Source organism: Alteromonas sp. LOR (genome assembly GCF_000753865.1).
In the GTDB taxonomy this organism is placed as follows: domain Bacteria; phylum Pseudomonadota; class Gammaproteobacteria; order Enterobacterales; family Alteromonadaceae; genus Alteromonas.
On the sequence record NZ_JQFW01000022.1, the window covers coordinates 111,694 to 137,718 of the forward strand.

Annotated in this window: 29 protein-coding genes; 9 read left to right on the forward strand and 20 right to left on the reverse strand. The window is 43.8% G+C overall.

Annotated features, from left to right (window positions below; genetic code table 11):
* Positions 1-98: 98 nt before the first annotated feature.
* A complete protein-coding gene (locus JV36_RS0109705; protein WP_032095836.1) occupies positions 99-407 on the reverse strand; it encodes an isoamylase early set domain-containing protein in 309 nt (102 codons plus the stop codon).
* 310 nt (positions 408-717) lie between these two features.
* On the opposite strand from JV36_RS0109705, the gene JV36_RS0109710 reads away from it, so the two are divergent.
* The 4 genes from JV36_RS0109710 (at position 718) to JV36_RS0109725 (ending at position 8,012) form a co-directional block, all read left to right on the forward strand.
* Positions 718-1,965 carry an efflux RND transporter periplasmic adaptor subunit gene (locus JV36_RS0109710; protein ID WP_032095837.1) on the forward strand — a complete coding sequence of 416 codons (1,248 nt, stop codon included), beginning with the start codon at positions 718-720 and terminating at the stop codon, positions 1,963-1,965.
* Positions 1,962-5,111, forward strand: coding sequence for an efflux RND transporter permease subunit (locus tag JV36_RS0109715; RefSeq protein ID WP_032095838.1), 3,150 nt, complete (start codon positions 1,962-1,964; stop codon positions 5,109-5,111). Before JV36_RS0109710 ends, JV36_RS0109715 begins: the two co-directional genes overlap by 4 nt.
* Positions 5,112-5,145: 34 nt before the next feature.
* Positions 5,146-7,413 (forward strand): prolyl oligopeptidase family serine peptidase, encoded by a 2,268-nt coding sequence (locus JV36_RS0109720; RefSeq protein ID WP_235207818.1) that lies wholly within the window; start codon positions 5,146-5,148, stop codon positions 7,411-7,413.
* A gap of 242 nt (positions 7,414-7,655) precedes the next feature.
* On the forward strand, positions 7,656-8,012 hold the full coding sequence (locus tag JV36_RS0109725) for a hypothetical protein (RefSeq protein ID WP_032095839.1): 357 nt from the start codon (positions 7,656-7,658) through the stop codon (positions 8,010-8,012).
* A 129-nt stretch (positions 8,013-8,141) separates the two neighbouring features.
* On the opposite strand, the gene JV36_RS0109730 is transcribed toward JV36_RS0109725, so the two are convergent.
* Both JV36_RS0109730 and JV36_RS0109735 read right to left on the reverse strand, forming a co-directional pair.
* Positions 8,142-10,418, reverse strand: a complete 2,277-nt coding sequence (locus JV36_RS0109730) for a TonB-dependent receptor (protein WP_032095840.1) — start codon at positions 10,416-10,418, stop codon at positions 8,142-8,144.
* Positions 10,419-10,580: 162 nt separating this feature from the next.
* The gene (locus JV36_RS0109735) at positions 10,581-11,570 is read right to left on the reverse strand and encodes a GlxA family transcriptional regulator (protein WP_032095841.1); all 990 of its coding nucleotides are present in this window, start codon (positions 11,568-11,570) and stop codon (positions 10,581-10,583) included.
* A gap of 150 nt (positions 11,571-11,720) precedes the next feature.
* On the opposite strand from JV36_RS0109735, the gene JV36_RS0109740 reads away from it, so the two are divergent.
* From JV36_RS0109740 to JV36_RS0109760, 5 genes are all read left to right on the forward strand, one after another.
* The gene (locus JV36_RS0109740) at positions 11,721-13,523 is read left to right on the forward strand and encodes an acyl-CoA dehydrogenase (RefSeq protein ID WP_032095842.1); all 1,803 of its coding nucleotides are present in this window, start codon (positions 11,721-11,723) and stop codon (positions 13,521-13,523) included.
* A 71-nt stretch (positions 13,524-13,594) separates the two neighbouring features.
* Positions 13,595-14,602 carry an NADP-dependent oxidoreductase gene (locus tag JV36_RS0109745; protein WP_032095843.1) on the forward strand — a complete coding sequence of 336 codons (1,008 nt, stop codon included), beginning with the start codon at positions 13,595-13,597 and terminating at the stop codon, positions 14,600-14,602.
* Positions 14,599-15,366 (forward strand): SDR family NAD(P)-dependent oxidoreductase, encoded by a 768-nt coding sequence (locus JV36_RS0109750; protein ID WP_032095844.1) that lies wholly within the window; start codon positions 14,599-14,601, stop codon positions 15,364-15,366. Before JV36_RS0109745 ends, JV36_RS0109750 begins: the two co-directional genes overlap by 4 nt.
* Before the next feature lie 52 nt (positions 15,367-15,418).
* Positions 15,419-16,180 (forward strand): SDR family oxidoreductase, encoded by a 762-nt coding sequence (locus JV36_RS0109755; protein WP_032095845.1) that lies wholly within the window; start codon positions 15,419-15,421, stop codon positions 16,178-16,180.
* A gap of 48 nt (positions 16,181-16,228) precedes the next feature.
* Complete coding sequence (locus JV36_RS0109760; RefSeq protein ID WP_032095846.1) at positions 16,229-16,690, forward strand: YaiI/YqxD family protein; 462 nt, start codon at positions 16,229-16,231, stop codon at positions 16,688-16,690.
* A gap of 43 nt (positions 16,691-16,733) precedes the next feature.
* Here the strand turns inward: JV36_RS0109760 and JV36_RS0109765 are convergent, their stop codons facing one another.
* From JV36_RS0109765 to JV36_RS0109855, 17 genes are all read right to left on the reverse strand, one after another.
* Positions 16,734-17,903: an iron-containing alcohol dehydrogenase gene (locus JV36_RS0109765; RefSeq protein ID WP_032095847.1), complete on the reverse strand. Its 1,170-nt coding sequence runs from the start codon at positions 17,901-17,903 to the stop codon at positions 16,734-16,736.
* A gap of 89 nt (positions 17,904-17,992) precedes the next feature.
* Positions 17,993-18,322, reverse strand: coding sequence for a DUF1801 domain-containing protein (locus tag JV36_RS0109770; RefSeq protein ID WP_052010144.1), 330 nt, complete (start codon positions 18,320-18,322; stop codon positions 17,993-17,995).
* 73 nt (positions 18,323-18,395) lie between these two features.
* Entirely contained in the window at positions 18,396-18,770 is a 375-nt protein-coding gene (locus JV36_RS0109775) for a DUF3703 domain-containing protein (protein WP_032095848.1), read from the reverse strand.
* 271 nt (positions 18,771-19,041) lie between these two features.
* Positions 19,042-19,293 (reverse strand): superinfection immunity protein, encoded by a 252-nt coding sequence (locus JV36_RS0109780; protein WP_032095849.1) that lies wholly within the window; start codon positions 19,291-19,293, stop codon positions 19,042-19,044.
* A 248-nt stretch (positions 19,294-19,541) separates the two neighbouring features.
* Positions 19,542-20,045: a TFIIB-type zinc ribbon-containing protein gene (locus JV36_RS0109785; RefSeq protein ID WP_032095850.1), complete on the reverse strand. Its 504-nt coding sequence runs from the start codon at positions 20,043-20,045 to the stop codon at positions 19,542-19,544.
* A complete protein-coding gene (locus tag JV36_RS0109790) occupies positions 20,032-20,280 on the reverse strand; it encodes a hypothetical protein (RefSeq protein ID WP_032095851.1) in 249 nt (82 codons plus the stop codon). Before JV36_RS0109790 ends, JV36_RS0109785 begins: the two co-directional genes overlap by 14 nt.
* A gap of 25 nt (positions 20,281-20,305) precedes the next feature.
* On the reverse strand, positions 20,306-20,767 hold the full coding sequence (locus JV36_RS0109795) for a hypothetical protein (protein WP_326938229.1): 462 nt from the start codon (positions 20,765-20,767) through the stop codon (positions 20,306-20,308).
* 484 nt (positions 20,768-21,251) lie between these two features.
* Complete coding sequence (locus JV36_RS19090) at positions 21,252-21,575, reverse strand: GNAT family N-acetyltransferase (RefSeq protein ID WP_326938230.1); 324 nt, start codon at positions 21,573-21,575, stop codon at positions 21,252-21,254.
* Between the two features lie 401 nt (positions 21,576-21,976).
* Complete coding sequence (locus JV36_RS0109815; RefSeq protein WP_032095854.1) at positions 21,977-22,186, reverse strand: hypothetical protein; 210 nt, start codon at positions 22,184-22,186, stop codon at positions 21,977-21,979.
* A gap of 108 nt (positions 22,187-22,294) precedes the next feature.
* Positions 22,295-22,891, reverse strand: coding sequence for a DUF6624 domain-containing protein (locus JV36_RS0109820; RefSeq protein WP_032095855.1), 597 nt, complete (start codon positions 22,889-22,891; stop codon positions 22,295-22,297).
* 57 nt (positions 22,892-22,948) lie between these two features.
* A complete protein-coding gene (locus tag JV36_RS0109825) occupies positions 22,949-23,152 on the reverse strand; it encodes a hypothetical protein (RefSeq protein ID WP_032095856.1) in 204 nt (67 codons plus the stop codon).
* A 187-nt stretch (positions 23,153-23,339) separates the two neighbouring features.
* Positions 23,340-23,669 (reverse strand): hypothetical protein, encoded by a 330-nt coding sequence (locus JV36_RS0109830; RefSeq protein WP_032095857.1) that lies wholly within the window; start codon positions 23,667-23,669, stop codon positions 23,340-23,342.
* Position 23,670: 1 nt separating this feature from the next.
* Positions 23,671-24,096 carry a hypothetical protein gene (locus tag JV36_RS0109835; RefSeq protein ID WP_032095858.1) on the reverse strand — a complete coding sequence of 142 codons (426 nt, stop codon included), beginning with the start codon at positions 24,094-24,096 and terminating at the stop codon, positions 23,671-23,673.
* Positions 24,097-24,197: 101 nt separating this feature from the next.
* Positions 24,198-24,455: a hypothetical protein gene (locus JV36_RS0109840; RefSeq protein WP_032095859.1), complete on the reverse strand. Its 258-nt coding sequence runs from the start codon at positions 24,453-24,455 to the stop codon at positions 24,198-24,200.
* 105 nt (positions 24,456-24,560) lie between these two features.
* Positions 24,561-25,040, reverse strand: coding sequence for a hypothetical protein (locus tag JV36_RS0109845; protein ID WP_032095860.1), 480 nt, complete (start codon positions 25,038-25,040; stop codon positions 24,561-24,563).
* 32 nt (positions 25,041-25,072) lie between these two features.
* Positions 25,073-25,387 (reverse strand): hypothetical protein, encoded by a 315-nt coding sequence (locus JV36_RS0109850; protein WP_032095861.1) that lies wholly within the window; start codon positions 25,385-25,387, stop codon positions 25,073-25,075.
* A 263-nt stretch (positions 25,388-25,650) separates the two neighbouring features.
* Entirely contained in the window at positions 25,651-25,935 is a 285-nt protein-coding gene (locus JV36_RS0109855) for a hypothetical protein (protein WP_032095862.1), read from the reverse strand.
* Positions 25,936-26,025 lie beyond the last annotated feature (90 nt).

Sequence of the window (26,025 nt, forward strand, 5' to 3'; positions counted from 1 at the left end):
TGTTTGAATAAGAGCGATAACACGCAATAAAAAAGGGCTGCTTCTGCAGCCCTTTCTGTAGGGAATCTGTAATTATTTTAGTGTGGCTTGCAAGTGGCTTATACGCGAACTACGGAGTTCTCTTCAAAACTAACTGGTGATGTTCTATATGCATCGGCTTCCCAGTCATTTTCCCAAGTTTTACCGTCTAAAAGGTAGCGGAATTGATATTCGGCATCTTTTTCTAGGTTAACTGTTAGGGTGAAGTCACCGCTTTTTAGCTTTTTCATCGACAGGGGCTTTTCGTCCCAGCCAGTAAAGTCGCCGCAAAGCTCTGCGTTTTGCGCTTCTCCTGCTGCTTCCGCATTCAGTCGAAATGTCACTTTGCACACTGGTTTAGATTTAAGGTATTGCTTCTTAAGACTCATAATGTGTTTCTCTTCAACGTAGCGAAAATATTATTTTTAGAAAAAAGTGTCTTTTCTAACGCTCTTTTTCACTTGAGCGCATAAATAATCACCGATTATCGAAAGTTTTTCAATCAGACTTTTTATTAGTCCAATAATTCCTTATATTACCCGTGCTTTATGTAGCGATGCGGTTTTCAAAAAAAATACATAAAATCTAACAATCTATGTAAAGCAACAGAAAAGAAAAATCAGTACACTGGTTACATACAATAATAAAATATCAGGTCTTATTTAACAGGCCTTCGCAACACGTTCCTAGGGATAGAAAATGAAGAACTCCGGTCTAAAGAAGAGTGGTATACCACTTATTATTATTGTTGTTGCATTCGTTGCAGCAGCAATCATGATCAGCGCTAAAAAACCACCCGAACAGGTTCCCGTTGAGATACCGGCCTTTTTGGTAGACGCGCAAAAGGTGTCACCCGAGTCTATTAGTTTTGTCGTCAGTTCACAGGGTAATGTTGTCCCAAAACATCAAACTGCATTGAGTGCTCAGGTAAGTGGACAAGTCGTCTCTCTATCTGACGATTTTGTAGTAGGGGGAACGTTTAAAAAAGGCGATGTGCTTGCTGTGCTAGAGCAAGAAGATTACATGACCGATATGAAGCTTGCTGAGGCTGAACTTGCGCAAGCGCAGGCTGCGCTACAAGAAGAAATTGCGAGAGGAAAAGTTGCTGAACAAGAATGGCGTTCAGTACGCAACTCAACGCCTCCCGAGTTGGGGTTGCGCAAGCCGCAACTCGCCAAAGAACAAGCGAATGTAAAAGCCTCCGAGGCAAAATTAGAGCGTGCAAGACGTAACTTGGAGCGCACAAAAATAAAAGCGCCTTACAACGGTATTGTAGTTGAGCGAAATATCGATTTAGGTCAGTTCGTAGCAATGGGAACGCCAATCGGTATGGTGTATTCAACTGATACGGCTGAGGTAAGACTGCCTATTACCGATGGCGACCTAAGGTTTATCAACATTGCCGACCAGTCATCAGACGGTGCAGAGGTTACTTTGCGGGCCACGGTGGGCGGTGCAAAACGCAGTTGGACTGGGCGCCTAGTTCGCTCTGAAGGTATTTTGGATACCGGAAGCCGTGTAGTTTTTGCTGTAGTTGAAGTGACGTTGCCTTATCAAATTAATGACGAGCAAGACTCTCCACTTCGATTTGGACAATTTGTTGAGGCCGAGATTACATCGGGCAGAGACGAAAGCTTAATAGTACTTCCTCGCAATATTCTTCGTTTAGATAATACCGTACTGACTGTGAATGAAAATCGCGAACTTGAAATTGTTCCTGTTGATGTAACACGCACCACGGCTGAAGACGTGTTTATTAGCGGCGGTATAAACGAAGGCACTCTGATAGTGACAAGTGCAGTTCCTAACCCTTATAACGGAATGAAAGTTCGACTACCAGGCGATGAAATAGTGTTAGCCGAAGAAGCTGAGCTAGATAAAGGCACTGATAAAAATTCAGATAAAGAGAAAATTAGTACTGATACCTTAGAAGGTGGCAGCGAATGAGTCGTATAGATACACATAGCGGGTTGATTGCTTGGTTTGCACGCAACAATGTAGCCGCTAACTTATTGATGTGGCTATTAGTCGTTGGTGGCTTATTTGGTGCATTTTCAATTCAAAAACAAGTGTTTCCAAGTTTCGAAATTGATGTAGTCAATGTTCGAGTTCCTTATTTGGGCGCAGCGCCACAAGAAGTGGAAGAGGGCGTACTGCTTAAAATAGAAGAGGCCGTAAAAGAGCTTGAGGGAATTAAGCAGCTTAACGCTACAGCAGTTGAGGGCATGGGAACCGTCAGTATTCAAGTTGAAGAGGGCTACGACGTTAAGTCTTTGCTCGATGAAATTAAGGTACAGGTTGATGCAATCCCCAGCTTTCCTGCGGATACAGAAAAGCCGGTTATATATCGACAAAAGATTCAGCAAGACGTTATCTGGGTATCGGTGTATGGCGATGCTAGCGAGCGCGAGTTAAAAGAGTTTGCAAAAGACCTTCGCGATGATATTGCAAACCTGCCCGGCATATCGAGTGTTCAGGTGGTGGGTGCTCGCGATTATGAAATTTCAATCGAGCTCTCTGAATCTGACCTGCAAAAATATAACCTCACCTTTGCCGATGTTGTGGCGCGTCTTAGTCAGTCAAGTATCGACTTACCCGGCGGCTCGATTAGAACTGAAAATGGCGACATTTTATTAAGAACAAAAGGTCAAGCGTATACCGGTTGGGATTTTTCACAAATTATTTTAGTGTCAAACAGCAACGGTACGCGAGTAACCTTAGGCGATGTGGCCTACATTAACGATGGCTTTATTGAGAATAACCAGTACGCCTTATTTGATGGAAAGCCTGCGGTAAGTTTGCGTGTTCGCGCTGTGGGCGATCAAAATGCCTTAGAAATATCCGAGCAAGTTAACCAATACATCGACAAAGAAAAAGAGACGTTCCCAGCGCACATTACAGCAGACACATGGGGAGACAGCTCGTTTTATCTCGCTGACAGACTCAACATGATGCTAGAAAACATGTTTTTCGGTGCCTTGTTAGTTTTCTTGGTGTTGTCTTTGTTTCTCAAAATTAAGCTGGCGTTTTGGGTCATTATTGGCCTGCCTGTTTGCTTCTTAGGTACCTTGTTAGTGATGCCTTTAGACATGATTGGCGTGTCTATTAATATGCTTAGCTTATTTGCTTTTATATTAGTTCTGGGGATTGTGGTAGATGACGCCATTATTATGGGGGAGTCTGCGTATTCCGAAATAGACGCAAAAGGCCACAGTGCAGAAAATGTTATCGCTGGGGTTAAAAAGGTAGCAATGCCCGCCACCTTTGGTGTGTTAACAACCATTGCCGCATTCTCGCCAATGCTAATGGTATCTGGGCCCTTCGGCATTATTTGGAAAACCATTGGAATGGTGGTTATTGTTTGTCTTGTCTTCTCTCTAATAGAGTCAAAGCTGATATTACCTGCGCATTTAGTGCACATGAAGCTGAAGCCATACGACCCGGCAAAAGCAAACAAATTTCAGCGTTTTAGAGACTTCTTCAGCGAAGGCATTAAGAAGTTTATTCACAATACCTATGCCCCATTTTTGGCTAAGGCCGTGAGAAACCGCTATACCACCGTAGCCACTTTCCTAGCCATGCTTATTTTAACGGTTGGTTTATTTGGCGGCGGGATTGTGCGGTTTGTATTTTTCCCCAGTATTCCAAGCGACTTTATGTCGGCAAGCTTTGAATTAGAGCCTGGCTCGTCCATTGCTCAGCGCGACCGCGTGCTCGATACCCTTCGAGATGCCATGAGTAGAATGGACAAAAAGATTGAAGAAGAAACGGGCACTAACGTTATTAAACACGCCATGACCTTCGACAACGGCAACTTGGGTGGTGAAATCTTTGCAGAGCTCACCAAAGGGGAAACTCGCACACTGTCAGACTTTGATATTCAAGATCGCTGGCGGGAAGAAGTACCAGAAATTCCCGGTGTGAAAACCTTTAGCATTAGCTCGCCAGGTGGGCCAGGCGGTGGTGCAGACCTCAGCTTTGAATTTAGTTCTAGCGATATTAATGCGCTTCGCGCCATTACGGATGAAATAAAAGAAGTTCTTGATACCTACGAAGGCGTTACCGACATTAACGATACGTTCTCTGGTGGTAGCGATGAAATTCAGCTGGCGCTTAAGCCACAAGCGGATGCTCTTGGCATTACGCTGCAGCAGTTAGGGCAACAAGTTCGCTTTGGTTTTTACGGCGCGCAGGTACAGCGTATTCAGCGTGACGATGAAGAAATTAAAGTGATGGTGCGCTATCCAAAATCTGAACGCAGCTCTATTGAGCACCTTGAAAATATGCGCGTGAGAGCGCCAAACGGCCAAGAGATCCCTTTTGAGCAAGTTGCGACCTTCAATTTAGGTCAAGGCTTCGACTCTATCATTCGCGTTGACGGTAAACGCTCGGTTACCATTACAGGTGTAGTGGATAAGGCCTTAATGGACCCGTCTGAGGTGACGTATGATGTTGTAGATAACATCATGCCAGACTTACTTGCTCGCTATCCCAACGTTGAATTTAAGCTACAGGGTAATTCGAAAGAACAAGCCGACGCTATTTTCAGCCTGATGCAAGGACTGCTGTTTGCTCTGTTTGCCATTTATGCCCTGTTGGCGATTCCGCTTCGCTCTTACAGTCAGCCGCTTATTATTATGTCGGTGATACCGTTTGGCGTGGTGGGTGCCATTATTGGTCACTTGGTGCTTGGTATGGCGGTAAGTGTGCTGTCCATCTGCGGAATTATTGCGCTGTCGGGTGTTGTGGTAAACGATAGCCTCATTATGGTTGATTTTGTTAACCGGGCACGTAAAGAGGGACTGTCGTTAATGGATGCCGCCATAAGTGCGGGTACGCAGCGCTTTAGGGCCATTATCTTGACTTCACTGACTACCTTTATGGGCTTGATGCCTATCGTATTTGAACGCAGCTTACAGGCGCAAATTGTAATACCAATGGCCATTTCACTGGCGTTCGGTATTTTGTTTGCTACTGTGATTACACTGCTTCTTGTTCCTGCGCTGTACTTAATTCTTAACGACATAAGAATGATTTTTAAGGGTAGGAAAAACGCGGCCAACAGTCATTCTGAAATTGAAAGTGCAGGCTGATCTCATAACAGCCGTGTTTTTAAAGGAGAGTAATTTGAAAATTAAATCAATGCGTTCATTTGCTGTGGTGCTAGCGGCCGGTGCGGTGGTTGCCTGTAATTCGGCGTACCAATCTGATTCGGCCTCAAAAGAAAGTGCAGACATCTCTAGCCTAAGCCCACAAGAAGCCAGCACGCAAGAAACGGGCACCTCTACCTCAATGCCTGCGCTGTCTGTTACATCGGGGGCTTACCCAACGACAAAAACGGTTGCTCAAGTAGATAATTATCACGGGGTGAAAGTAAACGACCCTTACCGATGGTTAGAAGCGCAGGATACACCTGAGGTGAAAGCGTGGGTTGATGCACAAAATGCGTTAGCTAAACCGCTGTTAAGTGCGCTTCCATCTCACGAACGCTATACAGAGCGCCTAACTGCGCTTTGGGATTACGAGAAGTACTCGACACCTTATATAGTTAATTCGAAGGTGTTTTATACTTACAACAACGGGCTACAGAATCAGTATGTCATGTATGTGTCCAGCGATGCAGAAGGCGAAGGGAAAGGAGAAGGAAACTTCGACGTACTTATCGACCCCAACACGCTAAGTGACGATGGCACCGTGTCTATGGCCTCTACTGAGGTGAGCCCTCAAGCAGGTTATCTTGCCTATACACTGTCTGACGGCGGCAGCGATTGGAAAACAGTGCACGTACGTGATGTGAGTACAAAGCAAGACATGAACGATATCGTAAGCGGTGTGAAGTTCACTAATATCGCCTGGTTGCCTGACGAAACGGGTTTTTACTACTCTCGCTATCCACAAGATGAAAACGGTGAGTATGACGATAGCCAAACCGTTTCAATTTACTTTCATCAATTAGGCACCGAGCAAGGCGAAGACAAGCTTGTATTTAAGTTTGATGATAAACCAACATGGAACCCATATCCTGAGGTAATTCAAGATGGCAAAACGCTGCTTATTTCTGTATTCGAAGGCTATCAGTCAAACGGTGTCTATGCGAAATCCCTTACCGAAGAAAGGCCTCTGGTGCCAATTTTTGATAAATGGGATGGCAGGTACGAGCTTATCGGTGAAGAAGGCAACATGCTCTTTTTCTCATCGACTGAAAACGCACCTACCGGTAAGGTAATTCAAGTTTCTCTAACCGATAGCCCGGCAAGCGATACATCATCAACGGGCAAAGTCGTCAGTGATAGAACCACCATCATACAAAGCCGTGATGCAACGCTTCGCGGTGTATCTCTGCTTGGCGGTAAACTGTTCGTGCGTTATTTAAAAGACGTGAAAGCAAACGTCGTTGTGTTTGACACCAAAGGCAATAAGCTAGAGGAGTTGGCGTTTTCAGATATTGGGAATGTATCCGGCTTTAATGGCAGTAAAAATGCAAACTCGACATTTTATAAGCTGACCGGTTTTACAAACCCTGGGCAGGTTTTTAAATACGATTTAGACACCGGAACAAGCTCTGTTTTTAAAACCATTGATACTGGCGTCAATTACGACAACTACGTGACCAAGCAAGTATTCTATACCAGCAAAGATGGCACCCAAGTACCTATGTTTATTGTGCATAAAAAAGGCATAGAACTAGACGGCAATAACAAAACATTATTGTACGGGTATGGCGGTTTTAATATTTCTTTACTGCCTAGCTACTCTATTTCTCGCATGGTGTGGGTAGAGCAGGGTAACGTGCTCGCTATCGCAAATATTCGTGGTGGTGGTGAATACGGCGAGCAATGGCACCAAGCTGGCACTAAATTAAACAAGCAGAATGTGTTTGATGACTTTATATCAGGGGCAAATTTTCTGATTGATAAGGGCTACACATCAAGTGAAAAACTCGCGGTGCAGGGCGGTTCAAACGGAGGCTTGTTGGTTGGAGCTGTTATCACTCAACGACCCGATCTATTTGCGGCGGCTTTACCGGCAGTGGGCGTGTTAGACATGCTGCGCTACCATACGCCAAGCGCCAATGCCCGGGCATGGTCTTCAGACTATGGATTGAGTGAAGACAAAGAGCAGTTTGAAGCGCTTTATGCTTATTCGCCGTTACATAACACAAAAGCGGGCACCTGTTACCCCGCGACTATGGTAACCACAGGCGATCACGACGATAGGGTTGTACCTTGGCACAGTTATAAATTTGCTGCTCAGCTTCAAGCTGATCAGGGATGTGATAACCCCGTACTGCTAAAAGTTGAGACCAGAGCAGGTCATGGCGCTGGCACACCCACATGGATGCGTATTCAGGGCTATGCCGACCAATGGGCCTTTCTAGAGGCTGCTTTGCACTAGGTTTTTATGCCTTAATGATCAACTAAAATTCACAAATTTTACTCTACATTTGAAAGCCGCTCATATGAGCGGCTTTTTTTTGTTTGCATTTCGTACGAATATACATATACTGTATATGTACAGTGTGGTTTAAAATGATTCGAGTCAAAATGGTTTCACCCTTTCTTACTTCTGCGACTAAGTAGAAAAACTATGTAGAAAGCGTGTTCCGATAATGATTAAGCTTTGGCAGGAGAGACGATATGCAAACAGGTATTAAGTCAGTAGATACGTTAATTACTAAATATGGCATTTTAGTGAGTCCTGGTGCAGATGAATTTCAACGTCGGGTGCGACTGACTGGCGGTGACGAAAGAGCAAACAACTTACCTTTTTGCATGTACCAAAAAGTAGCGCATGCGCCGTTATCGAAGTGTTTTAATGTTCACCACTTCTACTTGCCTTCACACAAAGGAAAGCTGGCTAGTTTTTTATTTGACGAAAAAGGTAACCTCATAGAACAGGTTTACTATCAACGTGTGGCGCGTTGGGTGAAAGTATGCAGAAAGTTAGAACAGTTAGTAAGACGTGGTAAGCAAGACGTTCAGTTAGCGGCATAATTGGAGAACTTACGCAGATAGAACCGCGCAGTGTTTGTAACCCGCATAAAAAAACGGTAGCCAATTGGCTACCGTTTCTACTTATTATAAAAAGCTATTTATTACAAAAGCTATTTGTTAATAAATGGCTTAGTAATATGTGTATTTAAACTCTACACCCCAGATGCGAGGCTGGTTAACAATACCGGTCAGGTTATTGAAGTCGATAGCGCCTTTAACGTTATCTTCGTCAGTAATGTTGCGACCAAATAGGGCTACTGTGTAGTTATGAGCGAAGTTTTCGTAACCTACGCGCAAGCCACCTTCAAAGTTATTGTCGGTAGTAAACTCAACGGATTCGTATAAGAAGATGTTGGTTTCGCCTTGGAATGCCCAATCGGTAAATACGAAGAACTCACCGTCGTCGCCCATAGGAATGGTGTAGCGAGCTGTAAAGTTGAAGATTGACTCAGGTGCCTGTGGGAAAGGGTTGCCGTCGATAGACGCAACAAAACCGTCAGGGCGTGGGTCGGTTACTGTACAATTACCAGTAAACCCTGAATCTGCATTAGTACCACACGGCGAAATAGTCAGAGAATCATCTTGTATTTCTGTGTGGTTGTAGCTGTAACCTGCTGTAAAGCTAAGCTCATCAGTGGCTAACCATTGCGCGTCAACCTCAAAACCATACGCTTCGCCCTGGTCTGCGTTTACCAGTGCAGTGAAGTTATTGCCACCACCGATTGCAGAGAACTGCATATCGTCAACCGTGTAGTAGAAAGCAGCAGCGTTTAAGCGTACAGAGTCATCAAGCAGGTCAGATTTGAAACCAATTTCAAATGAATTAATGGTTTCTGAATCAGCTACAGAAGGTGAGGCTTCAAATGCTACGTCACGAGCTTGAATAGTTTGCGCTCTGAAACCGTTTGCATAACGTGCAAATACAGACATGTCGTCAGTAATACGGTAGTTTGCACTTAATTCGTAGCTCGCTTGACCGTCACTTACATTCACGTCGTCATAGTCTTGAACGCTTGCAGCGCCAATCACTAACGCAAAGCCGTTTACGTTTTGATCACCTACAACAAGGCTCTTAGAGTCGTGCGTGTAACGTACGCCGGCTGTTACGTTTAGCTTTTCGTTTACTTGGTAAGAGCTTTGACCAAATACCGCCCAAGTTTGGTTTTCGTGGAAAACTGTGGTTGCGCCGAAGAAGCCGTCGATACTGGTAACGTTAAATGATGCATCGTAATAGAATGCACCTAGTTGCCAGTTCATAGCGTCTGTAGTGTTACTAGAGATACGGAACTCTTGAGTGTATTGCTCAAGGTCGTTCAGCTCATCTTTAGTCACTGCAGAGAATGGAATAAACCCTGGGCCAGATGTGCCGTCTGCGTTGTTAAAGCCGCCGTCAACATCACCAAGGCTCGAACCGTCAGCCGTTTCTAGTGCTGAGATTGACGTGAAAGTAACGTCGTCCATGTCATATTCAAGTTTTAGTGATGTACCAAAACCTTCGTATGCTTGTGGGTTGTTGTCGATACCGTCGCCTTCAAGGTCACCGTCATAGAATACAGTTTCACGGTCGTAGTTACCGTTTAGGTCGTTGCTGCCTTTGTCGAAAACGTTCGCACGGAAAATAGACGCTGTACCTTCAAGGTCGCGACCATGCACGTTTAGTAGTGCTGAGAAGTCTGCAGAAGGTTCCCAAAGAAGTTGTAAACGGTATGCTTTTTCGTCATAGCCACCAATTGCATCGTCTTCGCCTGTGAATGCGTTATCAATGTAGTCATCGCGATCTTGCGATAAAACAGATAAACGAGCAGAAAGATCGTCAGTTAAACCACCGCTGATTGCGCCTTCAAAGTTCATTGTACCAAAAGAGCCGAAGCCAGCTTTGGCATAACCTTCAAGATCCTGAGTAGGCTTAACGGTGTCAAATTTGATAATACCTGCAGTGGTATTACGACCGAACAGTGTGCCTTGTGGACCGCGAAGTACTTCTACTTGTTGAACGTCAAACAGTGGGAAGCTTTTTAGAACCACGTTTTCCATTACCACTTCGTCCATGATAATAGAAACAGGTTGTGAAGCGGCAAGGTCGAAGTCGGTGTTACCTAAACCACGAATGTAAAAACGTGGTGCTACGCGACCATTTGATGATTCAGCGTAAAGACCCGGAACGCGAACAGCTAGTGCAAGAATATCTTCACCGCCTGAGAAAATGCTTTCGAACTTCTCGCCGCTTAATGTAGCAACAGAAATAGGAACTTCCTGAATAGACTGCGTTCGCTTTTGCGCGGTTACAGTAATCTTTTCAAGGGCTGATTCTTTCTTTTCAGTCGTTGTAGCTTCTTGAGCTAGTGCCGACGTGCTAAAAGCGGCGCTGATAGCTAACGCCAATGTCGCGATTTTATATGAACTCATGTTTTCACCAAGATGATTGTGTCAGTTTCTTTGTAGTGTCGTGCGCTTGTTATTTTTTGGATTTGCGCAACGGGCGCGAGTTTACCTAAATTTATAAGAAAATGCTGCAGTTTTTAGCGAAATTACCCTTAATTTGAATATCAGTCGAAATGATTATATCGGCTAATTACGCTTGAACTTCGCTCTGTACTGGGATGGTGAAAGGCCCGTTATTTTTTTAAATAAACGGGTAAAAGAGCTTAAATCTTCGTAACCCACGGCATTAATAATCTTCTCTAAAGAAATTGCGGTGGTTTCTAATAGCTTTCGAGCCTGCTCTATTCTCAACGATTGAAGATATTGCCCAGGCGTTGTGCCGCAGGCAAGCTTGAAACGCCTAGTTAATGTGCGCTCGGTCATGTTATGGGTAGTTGCTAACGCACTCACAGAAATAGTGTCGGCGAGATGCTCTTCTATAAATGACTGTACCGCCATAATATCTTCATCAGAATGAAAACGGCGTTGCCGACTGCTTGCATAAGCGGTTTGATTGGTTCTAGAGAAATCGAGCACGTGGGATTTTGCGGTGTCACTGGCAATCTGATGGCCGCAGTAACGCTCTATAAGCAAAATAGCTAAATCTATCCACGCCATACCGCCACCCGCACAATAAATATTATCCTGCTCCGTCACCATTTTCTCAGGTTGTAAATCTACGTTGTGATATCGCTGTGTAAACTTATCGGCATAGCCCCAATGGGTGGTTGCTACTTTCTCGTCTAACAAGCCAGTCTCTGCTAATAAGAAGGTGCCAGTGCAGTTTGCCGCTATATCAGCGCCTACTTTGTGTAAGCGTTTAATATGCACCAGCTGTGACTGATTCTCAGTGAGCACAGCGTCAATATCGCCGCCTATAGTGGGGATAAGCAATATATCGGTATGACTTACATCTTCAATGGCAATATTTGGAGTGAGAGTAAGCTGATTTGAACAATGAAAAGGCAGTCCATGAGCGCTAGCAAGCTGAACTTTGAACTTCTGTGAGGTGGGTAGATTGTGAATTCGCTGCCAACTAATTCCCGCAAAGGCGAATACATCAAGTGCCCCGGTAATCGCCGAGGCGAGGGCGTGATTAAAACCAAAAACGGTGACGGTAAACGGGGCGTTATTCATACAACTCATTCATGAAGATAATGCGACTTATGATATTTAATTAGTTTAAGTGATTGATGGCTGTTTTGACCATTATTGTGTCATTAATGACAATAATGGCACGATAACGAATATGACACAATGCGTTAACAATTATTCGTGGAGACGAACATGGCCGATCAAATTATTCCCCGCAGAGAAATGCAATTCCAATTATATGAAGTGCTAGACACAGAAGCGCTTTGCTCAAAAACACGATTTGAAGATCATAACGTAGAGACATTTAATGCCGTTGTCGATATGGCAGAAAAAATGGCTGAAGAGCTTTTCCTTCCTCACAATGCCATTGCAGATAAAAACGAGCCTACGTTTGACGGTAAAAAAGTAACCATGATTGACGATGTCAAAGTGGCCTTTGATACCTACAGAGAATCGGGTTTTATTGCCGGACATTTTGATTATGAAGACGGCGGTATGCAGCTACCTGTAACCGTAATGAATGCGTGTGCTGGGTATTTCCTTGCGGCAAACCCATCAACCACGTCGTACCCCTTCTTAACTGCGGCAGCTGCGAACGTAATTAAGCACTTTGCCTCAGACGAGATCAAAAATGCGTTTTTACTGAAAATGCTCACCGGTGATTTTACCGGCACGATGGCGTTGACAGAGCCACATGCAGGCTCTGCACTTGCAGACATTCGCACCACAGCGAAGCCTCAAGAAGACGGTAGCTATCGGGTAAAAGGCAGTAAAATTTATATTTCAGGCGGTGAGCACGAACTTTCAGACAATATTGTTCACCTTGTTCTGGCAAAAATTCCTGGTGGCCCTGCTGGCGTTAAAGGCATATCGCTTATTGCTGTGCCTAAGTTCCGATTAGACGCAGAAGGCAACCCAAGCGATCGAAACGATGTGTCACTCGCTGGCCTAATCCATAAAATGGGTTATCGCGGCACTACCTCTACGGCGCTTACTTTTGGTGATAACGATGATTGTCACGGCTATCTAATTGGCGAACCTCATCAAGGCTTGCGCTATATGTTCATGATGATGAACGAAGCGCGAATTGGGGTTGGTTATGGTGCTGCCATGATTGGCTATCGCGGATATCGTTACTCTCTCGATTATGCAAAAGACAGAACCCAAGGCCGTTCTGCTCCCAATTTGGCGCCTGAGGATGATCCAACGCCAATCATTAATCATGGTGATGTTCGCCGTATGTTGCTAGCGCAAAAGTCGTATTGCGAAGGCGGTATGTCTCTTTGCTTATACGGAAGTATGCTGATAGACGAGCTAGAAACAGAACAAGATGAAGCCAAGCGTACCGAGCTTTCTCAACTACTCGATTTGCTGACTCCTGTATTTAAAGCTTGGCCGTCAGAATTCGGCCCGAAAGCCAATGACTTGGCCATACAAGTATTAGGTGGAGCAGGGTACACCCGCGAATATCCAGTAGAGCAGTGCTGGCGTGATAACCGTTTAAACCCTATTCATGAGGGAACCAACGGCATTCAAGCTCTCGACCTGCTTGGCAGAAAGCTATGGCAACACGACGGTAAAGGCCTTCAAGTGCTTCTTGCTCGCGTTACTGCTGATATGAAGCGAGCGGAAACACCCCGTGCTCAGGCCATTGCTAAAAAACTTAAGCCTTATCTCGATAAGCTAGGCGAGTTAATCCAACAAGCGGCTGGCGACTTACGTTCAGACAAACAGTCGATACTACTCACTAACGCAAGCTGTTTCCTTAATGTGTTTTCTAGTTGTGTAGTTAGCTGGATATGGTTGCGCCAGGCCAATGTGGCAGAGCAGGCGTTAACTCAAGGTGCCAAAGGCCAAGACGTAGATTTTTATGAAGGCAAGCTTGCCGCTGCGGAATACTTTTTAAGTTGGGAATTACCGCTAGTGCAAAGAGACATCGAAGTATTATCGTCTCAAGACACAACGTGCGATAGCGTAAAAGCAGCCTATTTTTAAGTGCGTGGCTATGTCGGCCCTTTTTGATAAGGGCCGCAAATGCAGGCAATGCAGCTAACAAGGAATTGAGAATGGAATATAAGCAATGGCAACTGGCAAAACGTCCAGTTGGAGAGCCAACACTTGAGAATTGGCAACTCGCAACAGTAACTCTACCTGCCTTAGAAAAAGGCCAGATAGCGGTAAAAATTAAGTACATTTCGCTAGACCCCGCAATGCGTGGTTGGATGAACGATGGAAAAAGCTATATTGAACCTGTTCAGCTTGGCGACGTTATGCGTGCGGGCACTGTGGGGGAAGTCATAGATTCACAGTCCCCTCAGTTTGCCGTTGGCGATCATGTATACGGACACTTTGGTGTGCAAGAGTACGCGGTAGTAAGCGATGAGGGCGTTCATAAGGTAGACCCTAATTTAGCGCCACTGGAACGCTACCTTGGCGTACTGGGAATGCCGGGCATGACAGCCTATTTTGGTTTATTGAAAACTGGGCTTCCTGAAGCAGGAGAAACGGTAGTCGTTTCAGGCGCTGCCGGTGCCGTGGGCACTGTGGTTGGTCAAATAGCCAAAATAAAAGGTTGTCGAGTTGTTGGTATTGCAGGCGGTAAAGACAAATGCGATTACCTAATCAATGAGCTAGGGTTCGACGCTGCTGTTGATTACAAAAATGATGATTTACCAAAAGCATTAAAAGCAGCATGCCCTAAGGGCATTGACGTTTATTTTGACAACGTGGGTGGCGACATACTCGATGTCGTGCTTACTCGCATCAATATTAGAGCCCGAATTGTGATTTGCGGCGCTATTAGTCAGTACAACAATACTACGCCAGTGAAAGGCCCTTCTAATTACTTGTCTCTTCTTGTCAACAGAGCGCGCATGGAAGGCATTGTGGTATTCGATAACGTAAAAGAATACCCAACAGCAGCAAAAGACATGGCAACCTGGATTGGTGAAGGAAAGCTGAAAGCGAAAGAGCATATTGAAGTAGGGTTAGAAAACTTTCCTGAAACGCTAATGATGCTGTTTAAGGGCGAGAACTTTGGAAAGCTGGTATTAAAAGTGGAGCACAGTGAATGAACGTAGCGGCAAATGTACAAGGTAAGCATATTCTTATTACAGGCGGCGGCTCGGGAATTGGCGCGGCATCTGCAAAAGTGTTGTGTGAGCGAGGGGCACTGGTTGGGGTAGCAGATTTAAATCTAGACAATGCCAAAGCCCTTGCTGAAGCGCTATGCCAGGCTGGCGGTAAAGCCTACGCAGTTGCGGTAGACGTCACCGACCCCGAGCAAGTTAAAGCCATGTTTGAAACGGCGTATTCACAGCACGAAAAAGTAGACGTGGTGATTAACAATGCCGGTATCGATCACTTCCCTGCGCCTCTCACCGAGGTAGACGATGACATGTTTATGAAAAACATTCAGGTTAACCTCGCCGGCGTCTGGTATTGCATGAAAAATGCCCTTAAGCATATGACTGCAACCGGCGGCGGCCATATTATTAACATAGCCTCTGTTGCTGGCCTTCGCTCTGCGCCTATGATCAGTGCCTATAGCGCGTCGAAGCACGGTGTTATCGGCCTTACCAAGTCGGCAGCTGTAGAGTATGCCCGAGCTAACATTCGCATTAATGCAGTATGCCCAAGCTTTGTCGATACTCCTATGGTTCAAGGCGTACTGTCTAAACTCGATGAACGCGGTCAAAAAGGCTTAGTGGGCGCTAATCCAATGAAGCGCTTGGGTAAACCAGAAGAAATTGCCAATGCAATTGCATGGTTATGTAGCGATGAATCGTCGTTTATGACAGGCCAATCAGTAGTACTTGATGGCGGTATGTTAGCCTAAAAGGCAACACAGAAATAAATACAGCAAAGAACACAGAATAAGGATTATAACAATGAAAGATTTATTCGATTTAACAGGAAAAGTAGCACTAGTAACAGGCGCAAGCCGTGGTATTGGTGAGTCTATTGCACGTTTGCTAGCTCAGTATGGCGCTCACGTTATTGTTTCAAGCCGCAAGATAGACGGCTGCGAGGCGGTAGCTTCATCTATTCGCGATGCTGGCGGTAAAGCAACAGCATTGGCCTGTCATGTGGGCGAAATGGAGCAAATTACTGAAACATTTGCCACTATTAAGCAAGACTTCGGAAAGCTCGATATTTTGGTGAATAATGCGGCAGCAAACCCGTATTTCGGCCATATTCTAGACACCGACCTTGGCGCTTACAACAAAACCGTAGACGTCAACATTCGCGGCTACTTCTTCATGTCTATTGAAGCGGGCAAAATGATGAAAGAGCAGGGCGGTGGTGTAATATTAAATACGGCCTCGGTAAATGGTGTAACCCCAGGTGACATGCAAGGTATTTACTCTATTACCAAAGCAGCAGTAATAAGTATGACTAAATCATTCGCGAAAGAATGCGGCAACTTAAATATTCGCGTTAATGCATTATTACCAGGGTTAACCGATACCAAATTTGCTTCTGCGCTGACGTCTAACGATCAAATTTTAAAGCACGCGCTTAAAGTGATCCCGCTTGGCAGAGTCGCCGATCCTGACGAAATGGCTGGCACCGTGTTATACCTTGTTTCCGATGCGTCTACCTACACCACAGGCACGACAGTAACAGTTGATGGTGGTATGCTTGCGTAAGGATATGAATTACGTATAAGCGCTTAAAAAGCGTATAAAGGTGACACAATGCATATATGGGTAGACGCAGACGCGTGTCCCGGTGCAATTAAAGAAATCTTATTTAAGGCAGCCCGACGCACTGGGCTGCCTTTATCTTTAGTTGCCAACCACTCAATGTCGGTTCCACCCGACAAGCACATCACACTCACCGTAGTTCCCTCGGGTTTTGATGCGGCAGATGACTATATTGTAGAAAAAATTGAAGCGGGTGATTTAGCGATTACCAACGATATTCCACTGGCAGCGGACATACTGGCTAAAGGCGCCAGTGCAGTGAACACCCGCGGTGATGAATTTGATAAATCATCAATACGGGCTGCGCTGACAATGCGCGATTTCATGGATACCATGCGTTCTAGCGGTGAGCACACGGGCGGGCCAAAAGCGTTTTCTCAACGCGATAAGCAAAATTTCGCCAACGCACTAGATAGACTGCTTATGCAGGGAATTAGGGCAGCAAAAAACTAACCTCACTGCCTGCTGTTACAACTATTGTTGCTATCGACACGTGCTAGGCATACGCATCGCGGTAAAGCTGCTCTAATTCTTCAGGCTCAGGCACTTTGGGATTATTAGCCGGTGAGCCGGAAGCCAGTGCTTGTGACGCCATCAATTCGATTATGTTGTCGTAGGGCGCTTTTTCGATGCCAAATGAAGACATGGTAGGAACGTCAAGCTCACGATTTAAATGGTGCAAAAAGTCGATGAGCTTTTCATGTGCATCTTCGTGAGTACCAGTGTTACCTGGCTCGCCAGTTAAACCTAAGTGGTGGGCAACCTCAGCATACTTAGATGGACTTCCCGAAAGCGAATACGCTGTAACCAGAGGCAGAAGCATTGCGTTACTCATGCCGTGGGGTACATGAAAATGCACGCCAAGCGGCCTGCTCATACCATGTACCAATGCAACTGACGCGTTAGAGAAAGCTAAGCCAGCCAAGCTTGCGCCCAGCATCATGGCCTCTTTGGCTTTAATATCATCAGGATTTTTGCATGCTGCAATAAGATGTGGGGCTATCAATCGCATAGCGGCAATGGCCTGTTGATCGCTAAACGGGTTGGATTTTCTACTCACATAAGCTTCAATTGCGTGAGTAAGGGCATCTAACCCCGTATCTGCCGCTACCCGATAAGGTACTGACAGCGTAAGTTCATAGTCAAGAATGGCCGCTTTAGGCATTAACCCCGGGCCCATACACAGCATTTTTTCCGCAGATTGTGAGTCGCTGATCACCGTTACTCGCGTACACTCAGACCCTGTACCTGCTGTGGTTGGAATGGCGACAATTGGAATACTTTGCTCTGAAACTACACGGGGTACTTTGTAGTCTCTCATGTGCCCGCCGTGGGTTGCCAAAAGTGCAATGGCCTTAGCACTATCAATTGCGCTACCACCACCAAGTGCAATTAAGCCATCACACTGCTGCTGTTTAACTAGGGCTACCGCACCATCGATAGACCTATCGTCGGGCTCGGGCATTACATCACTAAAAACTTGGATGTCGTTGGCATAAGCTGAAAGCGATGACGTAATATTTTCCACTTTGCCTAGGGTCACCATGATTGGGTCGGCAATAATACACGGCCGTTTTACACCCAAGGTAGCAAGCATATCCTGAAGCTGTGAAATAGCGCCTCCACCCACTTTCATAATGCTTGGCAAATGTATATCTACAGTCATGTGTGCTCACTCAAAAATGTTATATTTAATATCCTGTTAACAGTATCATAACATTGAGTGGCAGCACACTTACGACTTTGGTATTGACCTTAAAATGCGGATGCCTGGCATAAAAGCGATTCAATGTAGGGGTAGTCAATTTCATCTACACGTTTAAAATTAATATGTCGCCTATATTTTCCAGTGCCACATAACATATTGCGTTCATCTACCAGTTGAGGGCCATTACTGAATGACAGCTGTACATGGGCCGAATAAATAAAAACACCGCAAAACTGACCTTCTTTTTCATCTGGCTTCAAGGTAAATAGGGTGCCGCCGTATTTATTGACTGTTTTACTATCCGGTACGCAAACTTGAATAAATGCTTCAAGTTCATTGGCAAGTGACACTAGATCTAACGCGCTATTGTTTTCCATTGAATTACTCGTTTAGTTGATATTGTGGTCAGGCACACGAAAGGTAGGAGGAGCTACAGAAATCATGAAGTGATCACGGTTGGCCATTTCCCTTGGCTTTTAAAATAGCGTGCTGAATCTCTGCTTTAACTGGTAGCGTTTTAAATGGGCTAATGTTCGAGCCACCGGTATTTCCTGCGGGCACTAAACCTATAGCTGTTTTGGTTGCAGCTCCGAGAATGCGAAAAACTTGCCCTAAACACTCTTTTACATCTTTCTGCCGAAACGCCCAGCCAAACATGAGAATATGAGCTTTCACATGCCACCATGTAGATTCTTGTCCTAATACATGCGCAGTTTCAAGATGACGAAAAGAGGCGGACACATTGCCATTTGCTTCCTGTGTGGCGGCCATAGCTATCTCAGCCTGTACGCTATCAGCTATATTTTTAGAAAATTGACTCAGCATACGGTCATCCTGTTAGTAGCGAAAAACAAATTGGTTACTAAGGTGAATCGGGGCCTCTTCGCTTTTTACACTGGCTAAAGTGCGAAGCTAAGTGGCTGCCACGACACTATCTAAACCAATACGACGATTAGGTAAATTTATATACTGAGTTATATTTTGGTGAATGTAAATAAAATGAAATAGGCCTTATACATAGAATAAAGCCGAGCTCAATTGCCGCAACATTTTAGTTTCGCACGTGTCGACATCACCACCTCTTTTTCAGTACTGCCTAAGCTTCATTTTTTATTTGATGGGCGTGTTTGGAAAACACTTTTCCTGTAGTTGCCCAAATTAAAACACCTACCCATGCAATAACAGAAAAGCCGGCAGGAATGCATGCTAGCACTATATATTTAAAGTGTTTTCTATTAAAAATAAGGGCTAGCATAGCTGGGAGAAACCACAATACAATTACGCCAAGAATTACAAACCCTATAAATGCGTAGTTGCCGCTTTCCAAAACTGTGTTGATATATTCCATTCTTTTTATGTCCTTAAAATTAGCTCAAAGTTGATGATATAAGCCGTGATATTCGTCTTTCAAACTAAGTAGTCTTCAAGCTGAAGAATTTATTACACAGAAAAAATTATTTATTGGGCTATGAATGTCGAGTAGGAGCTCGTAGGCAAATATGGGTCGTTTCTAATAAAGCGTTGCTTGTGAAGTAAAGCGTTTAAGTAAACTAGTCAGCATTTAGTGTCCTTTAATCACGCGCGTCCCATTAAAGCCTACCAACTATTCGATATATAGGATGCTAAATCAAAAAAAGCATCTACTTTATCGCTGCGGCGACTCCAATTATCGTGTTGGTGAGGCATGCCTTTTATTTCTATTCGTTCATGCTTCTTCATCAGCTCGTTGCGTAGCAAGGCACGTTCCTTTTCATTCAGCATTAGCGACTGAATTTTTCCGAGTTCGCCGGTATCTAACCAAATAGCACCGCAACCTGGACATTCGTCAATTTCCACTACATGCAAAGGGCTATAAAATCGCTGCAGCATCACTGTATCAGGGCACTTAGGGCATCGTATGCGCTTGTCCTTCGACGCCAACTCACAATGAAATTGGCTTAAATGCTCAGCCAAAACATTGGCTCTTCTATCTTGAGGGTTTTCAAAGTGACTCAGGGTATTATTTTCTAATAACACGCCGCCGCATGCTTCACTGTAATAAACGGGGACTTTGCCTACACTGACTTTCTTTAAAGTGGTGTGCGTTCTAGGGCATTTCATTTCTTAACATTTCCGTACATTCGGCATCATTTCTTAGCTGTTTAATGCAGCGAACTAAAACTGATATGGCTACAATCCCACCGCAAAGTACACCAACCTGAGCAAATGATAGTTCGATTGAGCCTGCGGCATATAGACTACCGAGTGTGGAACCAAGTACAAACACGGCAGCAATAAATGCCACCGCAGCAATAACTAACAGTAACCAGGTTCCAGTTTTTTTCAAATTAGACATACTACTTCCATTATTTTTTCTTTTATTAAACAGGTTCATCAACAACTTTTAACTGCGCTATATCCATTACCCTTATATGTGTTTGGTAATAGTATTTATCTGTGCGCTTACCTTGTGACAAAAACGCTATCTTTACTCGCTTCGCTTTTCCTCTCACCACTATTTTTTTGCCGATAAAGAATTCTTGCGGAGGCATCTTATAATAAGCCGTGAGTTGCTCAATAACTCGTGGGGGCAGGGCTACCGTTACGGCGCGCTGGTCGCGATAATCGGCCTCTGTATTAAGATAAACAAAGTAACCTTGACTGCCTGCTGCGACAATTCGAAGCGTATACTCTCCAACTACACCTCTGGGAGCAGCGTTAGCAGCGGCTTCGATAATTTTCATTGAGTCGGTAAGGGGGTAAGTGGCAGTTGTGGGTGGCAACGTTGTGGAAGTGCAGCCTGCTAGAACAAAAACGAGTAGTAAAAGAATATTTTTTATCATGAATTCCCTGTAAGTGCATGGCATTTTTATAATGCTGCTAAATGCGTTTCCATTTTATGAGCGCACGGCGCTACATTATTTGCTTGCTTGGCTAATTGCAAAAAAATTGAAGAGTGAATAAATCACCAGCCCAAAACATGATACTGCCACAACCGCTGCTGGCACTGACATTAGTAGTGAACCGTTATTCCAACCATAAACGGCCATCATGGTGCAGATTACAAACAAAGATAATTCGATTAAAAATGACTCCCAAGCAAGCCGGTAATTAGAGTCAATGGGCCTAGCAAAAAAGTTAACTTTAAACCCCATTTTGCAATCCGTGTTTTTATCTCCCAATTAACGGGAGAGGGTAAACCTACAAGCCACTATAGCGTGTTGCTAAGATATTTTCGCGACCATATTAAAAAAGCGTTCATCTTCACTTTGTATAACAAAACCATTTCTTTTATAAAGAGCAACCGCTGGGCTACTTTTAAACACCCTAAGTATGAGGGTGTTTTAAATTTGCATTTAGCGCGCGCCTTTTAGCCTCATTTAACGATGCGCTGCCAATACCTTTGTTTTTTGCCGATTCAATAATCTGTAAATCTCGTAAAACACAACAGTCATCATTGAATTGCAATCGCATAACGCCAACAACCTGTTGCTGAAATAGGATGTCATAGTTTTCAAGTTCTAATGTCGCCTCAAACACTTTCGACACGTCCCACTCTGGGGCGAATTGCTGGTAATAAACTCGCATGTTGTCAAAAGTGATACTAGCAGCTCGCTTTAAATCTGCAGTGTGCACAAATGAGATATTCATCAAGTACTTTAATCCTCTCAAACTTCTAAAGCAGGTAAGCAGGGCACGACAGTGAATTTACGCTTCATTACCTGTTCGTTTAAGGTACTTTATATTTGCGTTTAATTCTTTGACCGCTAAGTTCGATTCACGGGCCATATCTCGCATTTCTTTTATACGCTTAGAAATAAGAAAAATGAAGATGGGAACAGGCAGCCACAACACGACTAGCAGTATATAGACAAGTCCTGCGAAACATTCCAAATGTAGCATCCATGTTCAAATTTCCCTTTAAAAAAATAGAACTTCACATTTATTGGCGCAAAAACCCTTTGCTCGAATAAGGGCTAAAGAGGGTGGCATACTACTGCACCCTATTCGAGGGAACGTGCTAACGAGAGCCACAAAAACATTGATAGGTATTATACGGCTTGCTTTTTCGAAGCTAGAATACTCGCCGTTGCTAATGTAGTGCCAATCAAGACGCCCACAAAACTGAATATTAACCCAGCTTCTTGACCAGATAGGGCACCAGACTGTAACTCTGCAAAAACAGGGGAGAGCCCAAGGTAAGCGCCGACCGCACAACCCAAAACGCTGAATGAAAGACCAAGTTTTGTTCCTAGTTTCATAATCAAAAATCCTTCTTATTTAAAATCATCTGTTTAGTATAACGAACACATACAAAGTGTTAAGCCGGGTTAGCCTTTCCACGAGTACATGGAAATGTTGATAGCGCTCTAGTTCAAGTCTATTTCTGGATGGTCTTTTATGCCATACATTTTTTCTAAGAGCTTTTTATAATACTCCAACGGTCGCATACCCATTTCGGCCCTTCTTTTATCCACTAAATCGTTGTCAGAAATAGGCATAAACGTAACTTCGCCGTTTTTTATCTCTGCTTGCGTGCCATAGATTTGCGCTTTGTCCATGTGGATTAAAACTCGATCGGTTAATAGCGCGACTTCTTGCCCCGATACGCCCTCGTTATTTAAGTACGAATTTTTTAATATAGGAAGCATTCTTTCTTGAAACTGTTCATCAGGGGAGTGCTGAATAATAAGAAATGCAGCGCTTATACCGTCTCTTCCGACTTCTTTTTCTGTAAACCACTGGCGGTCGCTCAATATTGCTTTGAGTGCCTCCGTATTGTCTTGATCTACCTTTGATAACTGAGCCCGAAGCTCTTTAGGGGCTTTATCCCAACCGGCTTCTCCCAATTGGTTGCGAAGCAACTGATCCAACTCTGCCATTTCAATAAGCTGAGATTGCAATGATTCGTTTGTTGCTGCAGAAGATAAAAATGGAATGAAAAAAAGTAAAACGAGTAAACGCATTGTCGAAAATCCCTTTTCTGATAAACCCATCAAAATTTTTTAGGCTAACTGTGGCACCTAATTAGAAGAGGCTGGTTTTTTAAGCGTTGATAGTAACGCTATGGCTAACCCTATACCAAGACCAAGTGCTAGGCCACTTGCTATGTCTGAGCTAGCACCTAATATGCTTTGAGATTCTCTCACATTCGAAATCCAAAAAGACAACATGAAAGCAACGCTCACCACTGCTGGAATAAGAACAACTTTACTTTTATTAGTCATATTATTTCCCTGTTTATACAAAAAATGGCCACGCTAATAACACCATATCAGCTTGCTTAATGAATGTAATGACTACTCGCCCTTATTTGCCAGAAGATTCCAACGGTGTAAAAACTAGCGGGCTTTTCATTAGGAGTGATAATGGCTAAGCCGCTCTGCGAGTCAATGCGCTCGTTATGGGCTGTAGTCAGAACAACAGACCAATAAAGCTATCAATACTCGCTATAAACAATCCAGCAAACAAACCGCAGCTAAACGATCTAGATACTCGCGCCTCCACTTTCTTCCGTTCAATCTCCGCCACCATCTCATCAACTGAACCTCGTTCTTCTGTGAATTGACATAATTTATATTTGGTTTGTCCGTTTAATGGAACGCAGAACTGTTTATTGTTCTTAAAAAAGCTTCGTAGATCTGATTGGCTATAGCCAGTTTCTAAGGAGAGTGTAATTATTCCTCGACCCTCTTTACCGGACGATTCCAAAGCTTCCAAAATTTTGCGAGCTTTTACACTCATATTAACTTCCTGTGTTTATCTGTTGCTTTGTGCGTACAAAATAAGCCTTAGTGCTTGGCTGGTTTAAAAAGTAAAACTGCAGTGCAAAATACGCAGCCCATAGAATAGCCAATGATAAGTGTGTTATCGAGCCTATTTGAAAAAGTTGGCTGTTGTTAGCGCTAAAGTGCAAACCAGCATTTAAAGATGGAGGGAGCAATGAAATAATTAGATTTAGGCATATGAGAGCGCTGAACACAGCTGTAGCGAGCATTCCAACCCAAGCTACTTTCATTTTAAAATGTAAAGCAAGAGCTAAAAGGATAAACCATATCCCTTGTGCACCGAGATTATCTCGAACTATTCCTAGCCCGATAAGAAAAGCGCCTACGAATAAATGACTAAAGACTAACAAGCTTTTTTGAATGGATGCTTCATTGCTCAACATATGTTGAATTCCTTTAACAGCAAATTACAGGCGCCTAACGGACAAAATACGTAATTTATAATATCGAGTGCAGCGAGCGTTAGTGTGATTACTATATACAACTAGTCACCCGAGGAACCGCCGCCACTGCTATCTTGCGGGCCGCCTCCAAAACTTTTGTGTGCTCTTACTGGCGCATCCTGACTGCGGTTTAACAACCATAACCCAATAGCTCCGAAAAACGGGACTAACCAAACAAAAAATATCTGAGCACTTTTCTGAAAGGTTTCTAAATCATCACGACGGCCAAGAAATATAGAAACAACTGTATTGAGTATAATTGCGATTCCAATCGCGGCGTACCAAATTTCAAATTCCATTTAAAATCCCTCTCGGCATATTCCCCTTAGATCCCTGGCGCAGGGGAGAGGGCTGTAATGCAAGACAGCCCACTTTATGCAACCCATCGAACGAGGTGAGTAAGTCTATTGGGTAGTTATGTTTTTTGGGCTTAAAAAAAGCGCGTCGCTTTTACCAATAATATGGTTTGTATTTTTGGATTTCTTTTGATGTATCGCTACATAAAATTTAAGAGGAAAAACCAACTTACTCAGAGCTTGTTTTGAATAGCCCGCACTCGTTGATAAAGGAGTGTCCCACTTGACTGATATCGAGCCATTTTTAGCGTCTATATCGCAAGGATTTCTTTTTTTGGATGTAGTGACCAATTCATCTTGAGAATTTGCAAACAAAACTGAGCACGTGTATAGCTTAAAAGTATCGTGATAATTAGTTATGCTGTAATCGAATTTCACATCAAGCTGATGTTCATCAGTTCCAACCTCACCAAGTTCCACAACTTTTATGTTGCTGACTGTCGCTTCGCTATTTTCAATATCCGAGTAATTAATTGATGCGCAACCAGTTAATAACCCTATGAAAACAATTACTAGAAACTTCTTCATATTTTCTTCCTTAAAAATTTTAACTTTAAATTTTACTCGCTTGCTCCACGAATCTTTTTATTAGCTACTTCTAGCATTATGAGTACCTCACATGGCGAGTATTGTTCAAGCAGAGAAACAGATCTATAGTTTATCCACTCTGATATAGGGTCAAATTTATCTTTTCTTTTAAATGTAAGCTCTTTGAGCTGTACCAGACATTCACCCTGGAGCTTCGCACTCCCTATTTTGTCTTCGCTAAGCCCAAAACCTTGGTGGTTTTTCGCAACATCTTTATACATGTCAGATATTGCAAACGAACTATAACAAGCAACAGTACCTAAGAATAAATAGGTAATCAGTTTCATCGGTTACTGCCTATATTGGTAAATAACTTTCAAATAAAGGACGATAACGGGTAGGGCATAGTAGCCAAGCTGCCCCGTATGTATGCGCCTCAGCGAAAGAAGCCAAAGCTTTTAGTGACTTGTTAAACACGCGTTATTTAATACCCCGTTTAACAATAGGCTTGCTAAAGAAACTAAAAGCAAAGACCCTAGAATGAATAATGAACAGTGCCAATACACAAAAAGCTGCTTGTGCAATAAACACTTTTGGGCTTGCTGATGCACTATTCTTTATCGGTGGCTGTTTTGATTATCGCCAACCTGTACCCGTTAAACTTTTTACTGAGAACAGTTTTGAGTGTAAATATGCCGAAGAAGGTGCCTATGCAAATGCCAATTAATTGAGACCAGGCGAGCATCCCACTTGAATCAATGCCCATAACTGCAATCACTATGCCACCCAAAAAACCAAACAGAAAAGCTGAAGGAATTGTCCAAGCTAGCGCTCTCCAACACCAACTCCACCAAATTTTAATCGCCCATATCCATGTAACTTGTATTTCTTCCATTTATTTCTCTCTAATGAAAACAGCCGCGCATATAATACCCCAAAGCACCGGCAAAAATTTGCTGGCTATAAATACGGGGCACACGCCCAG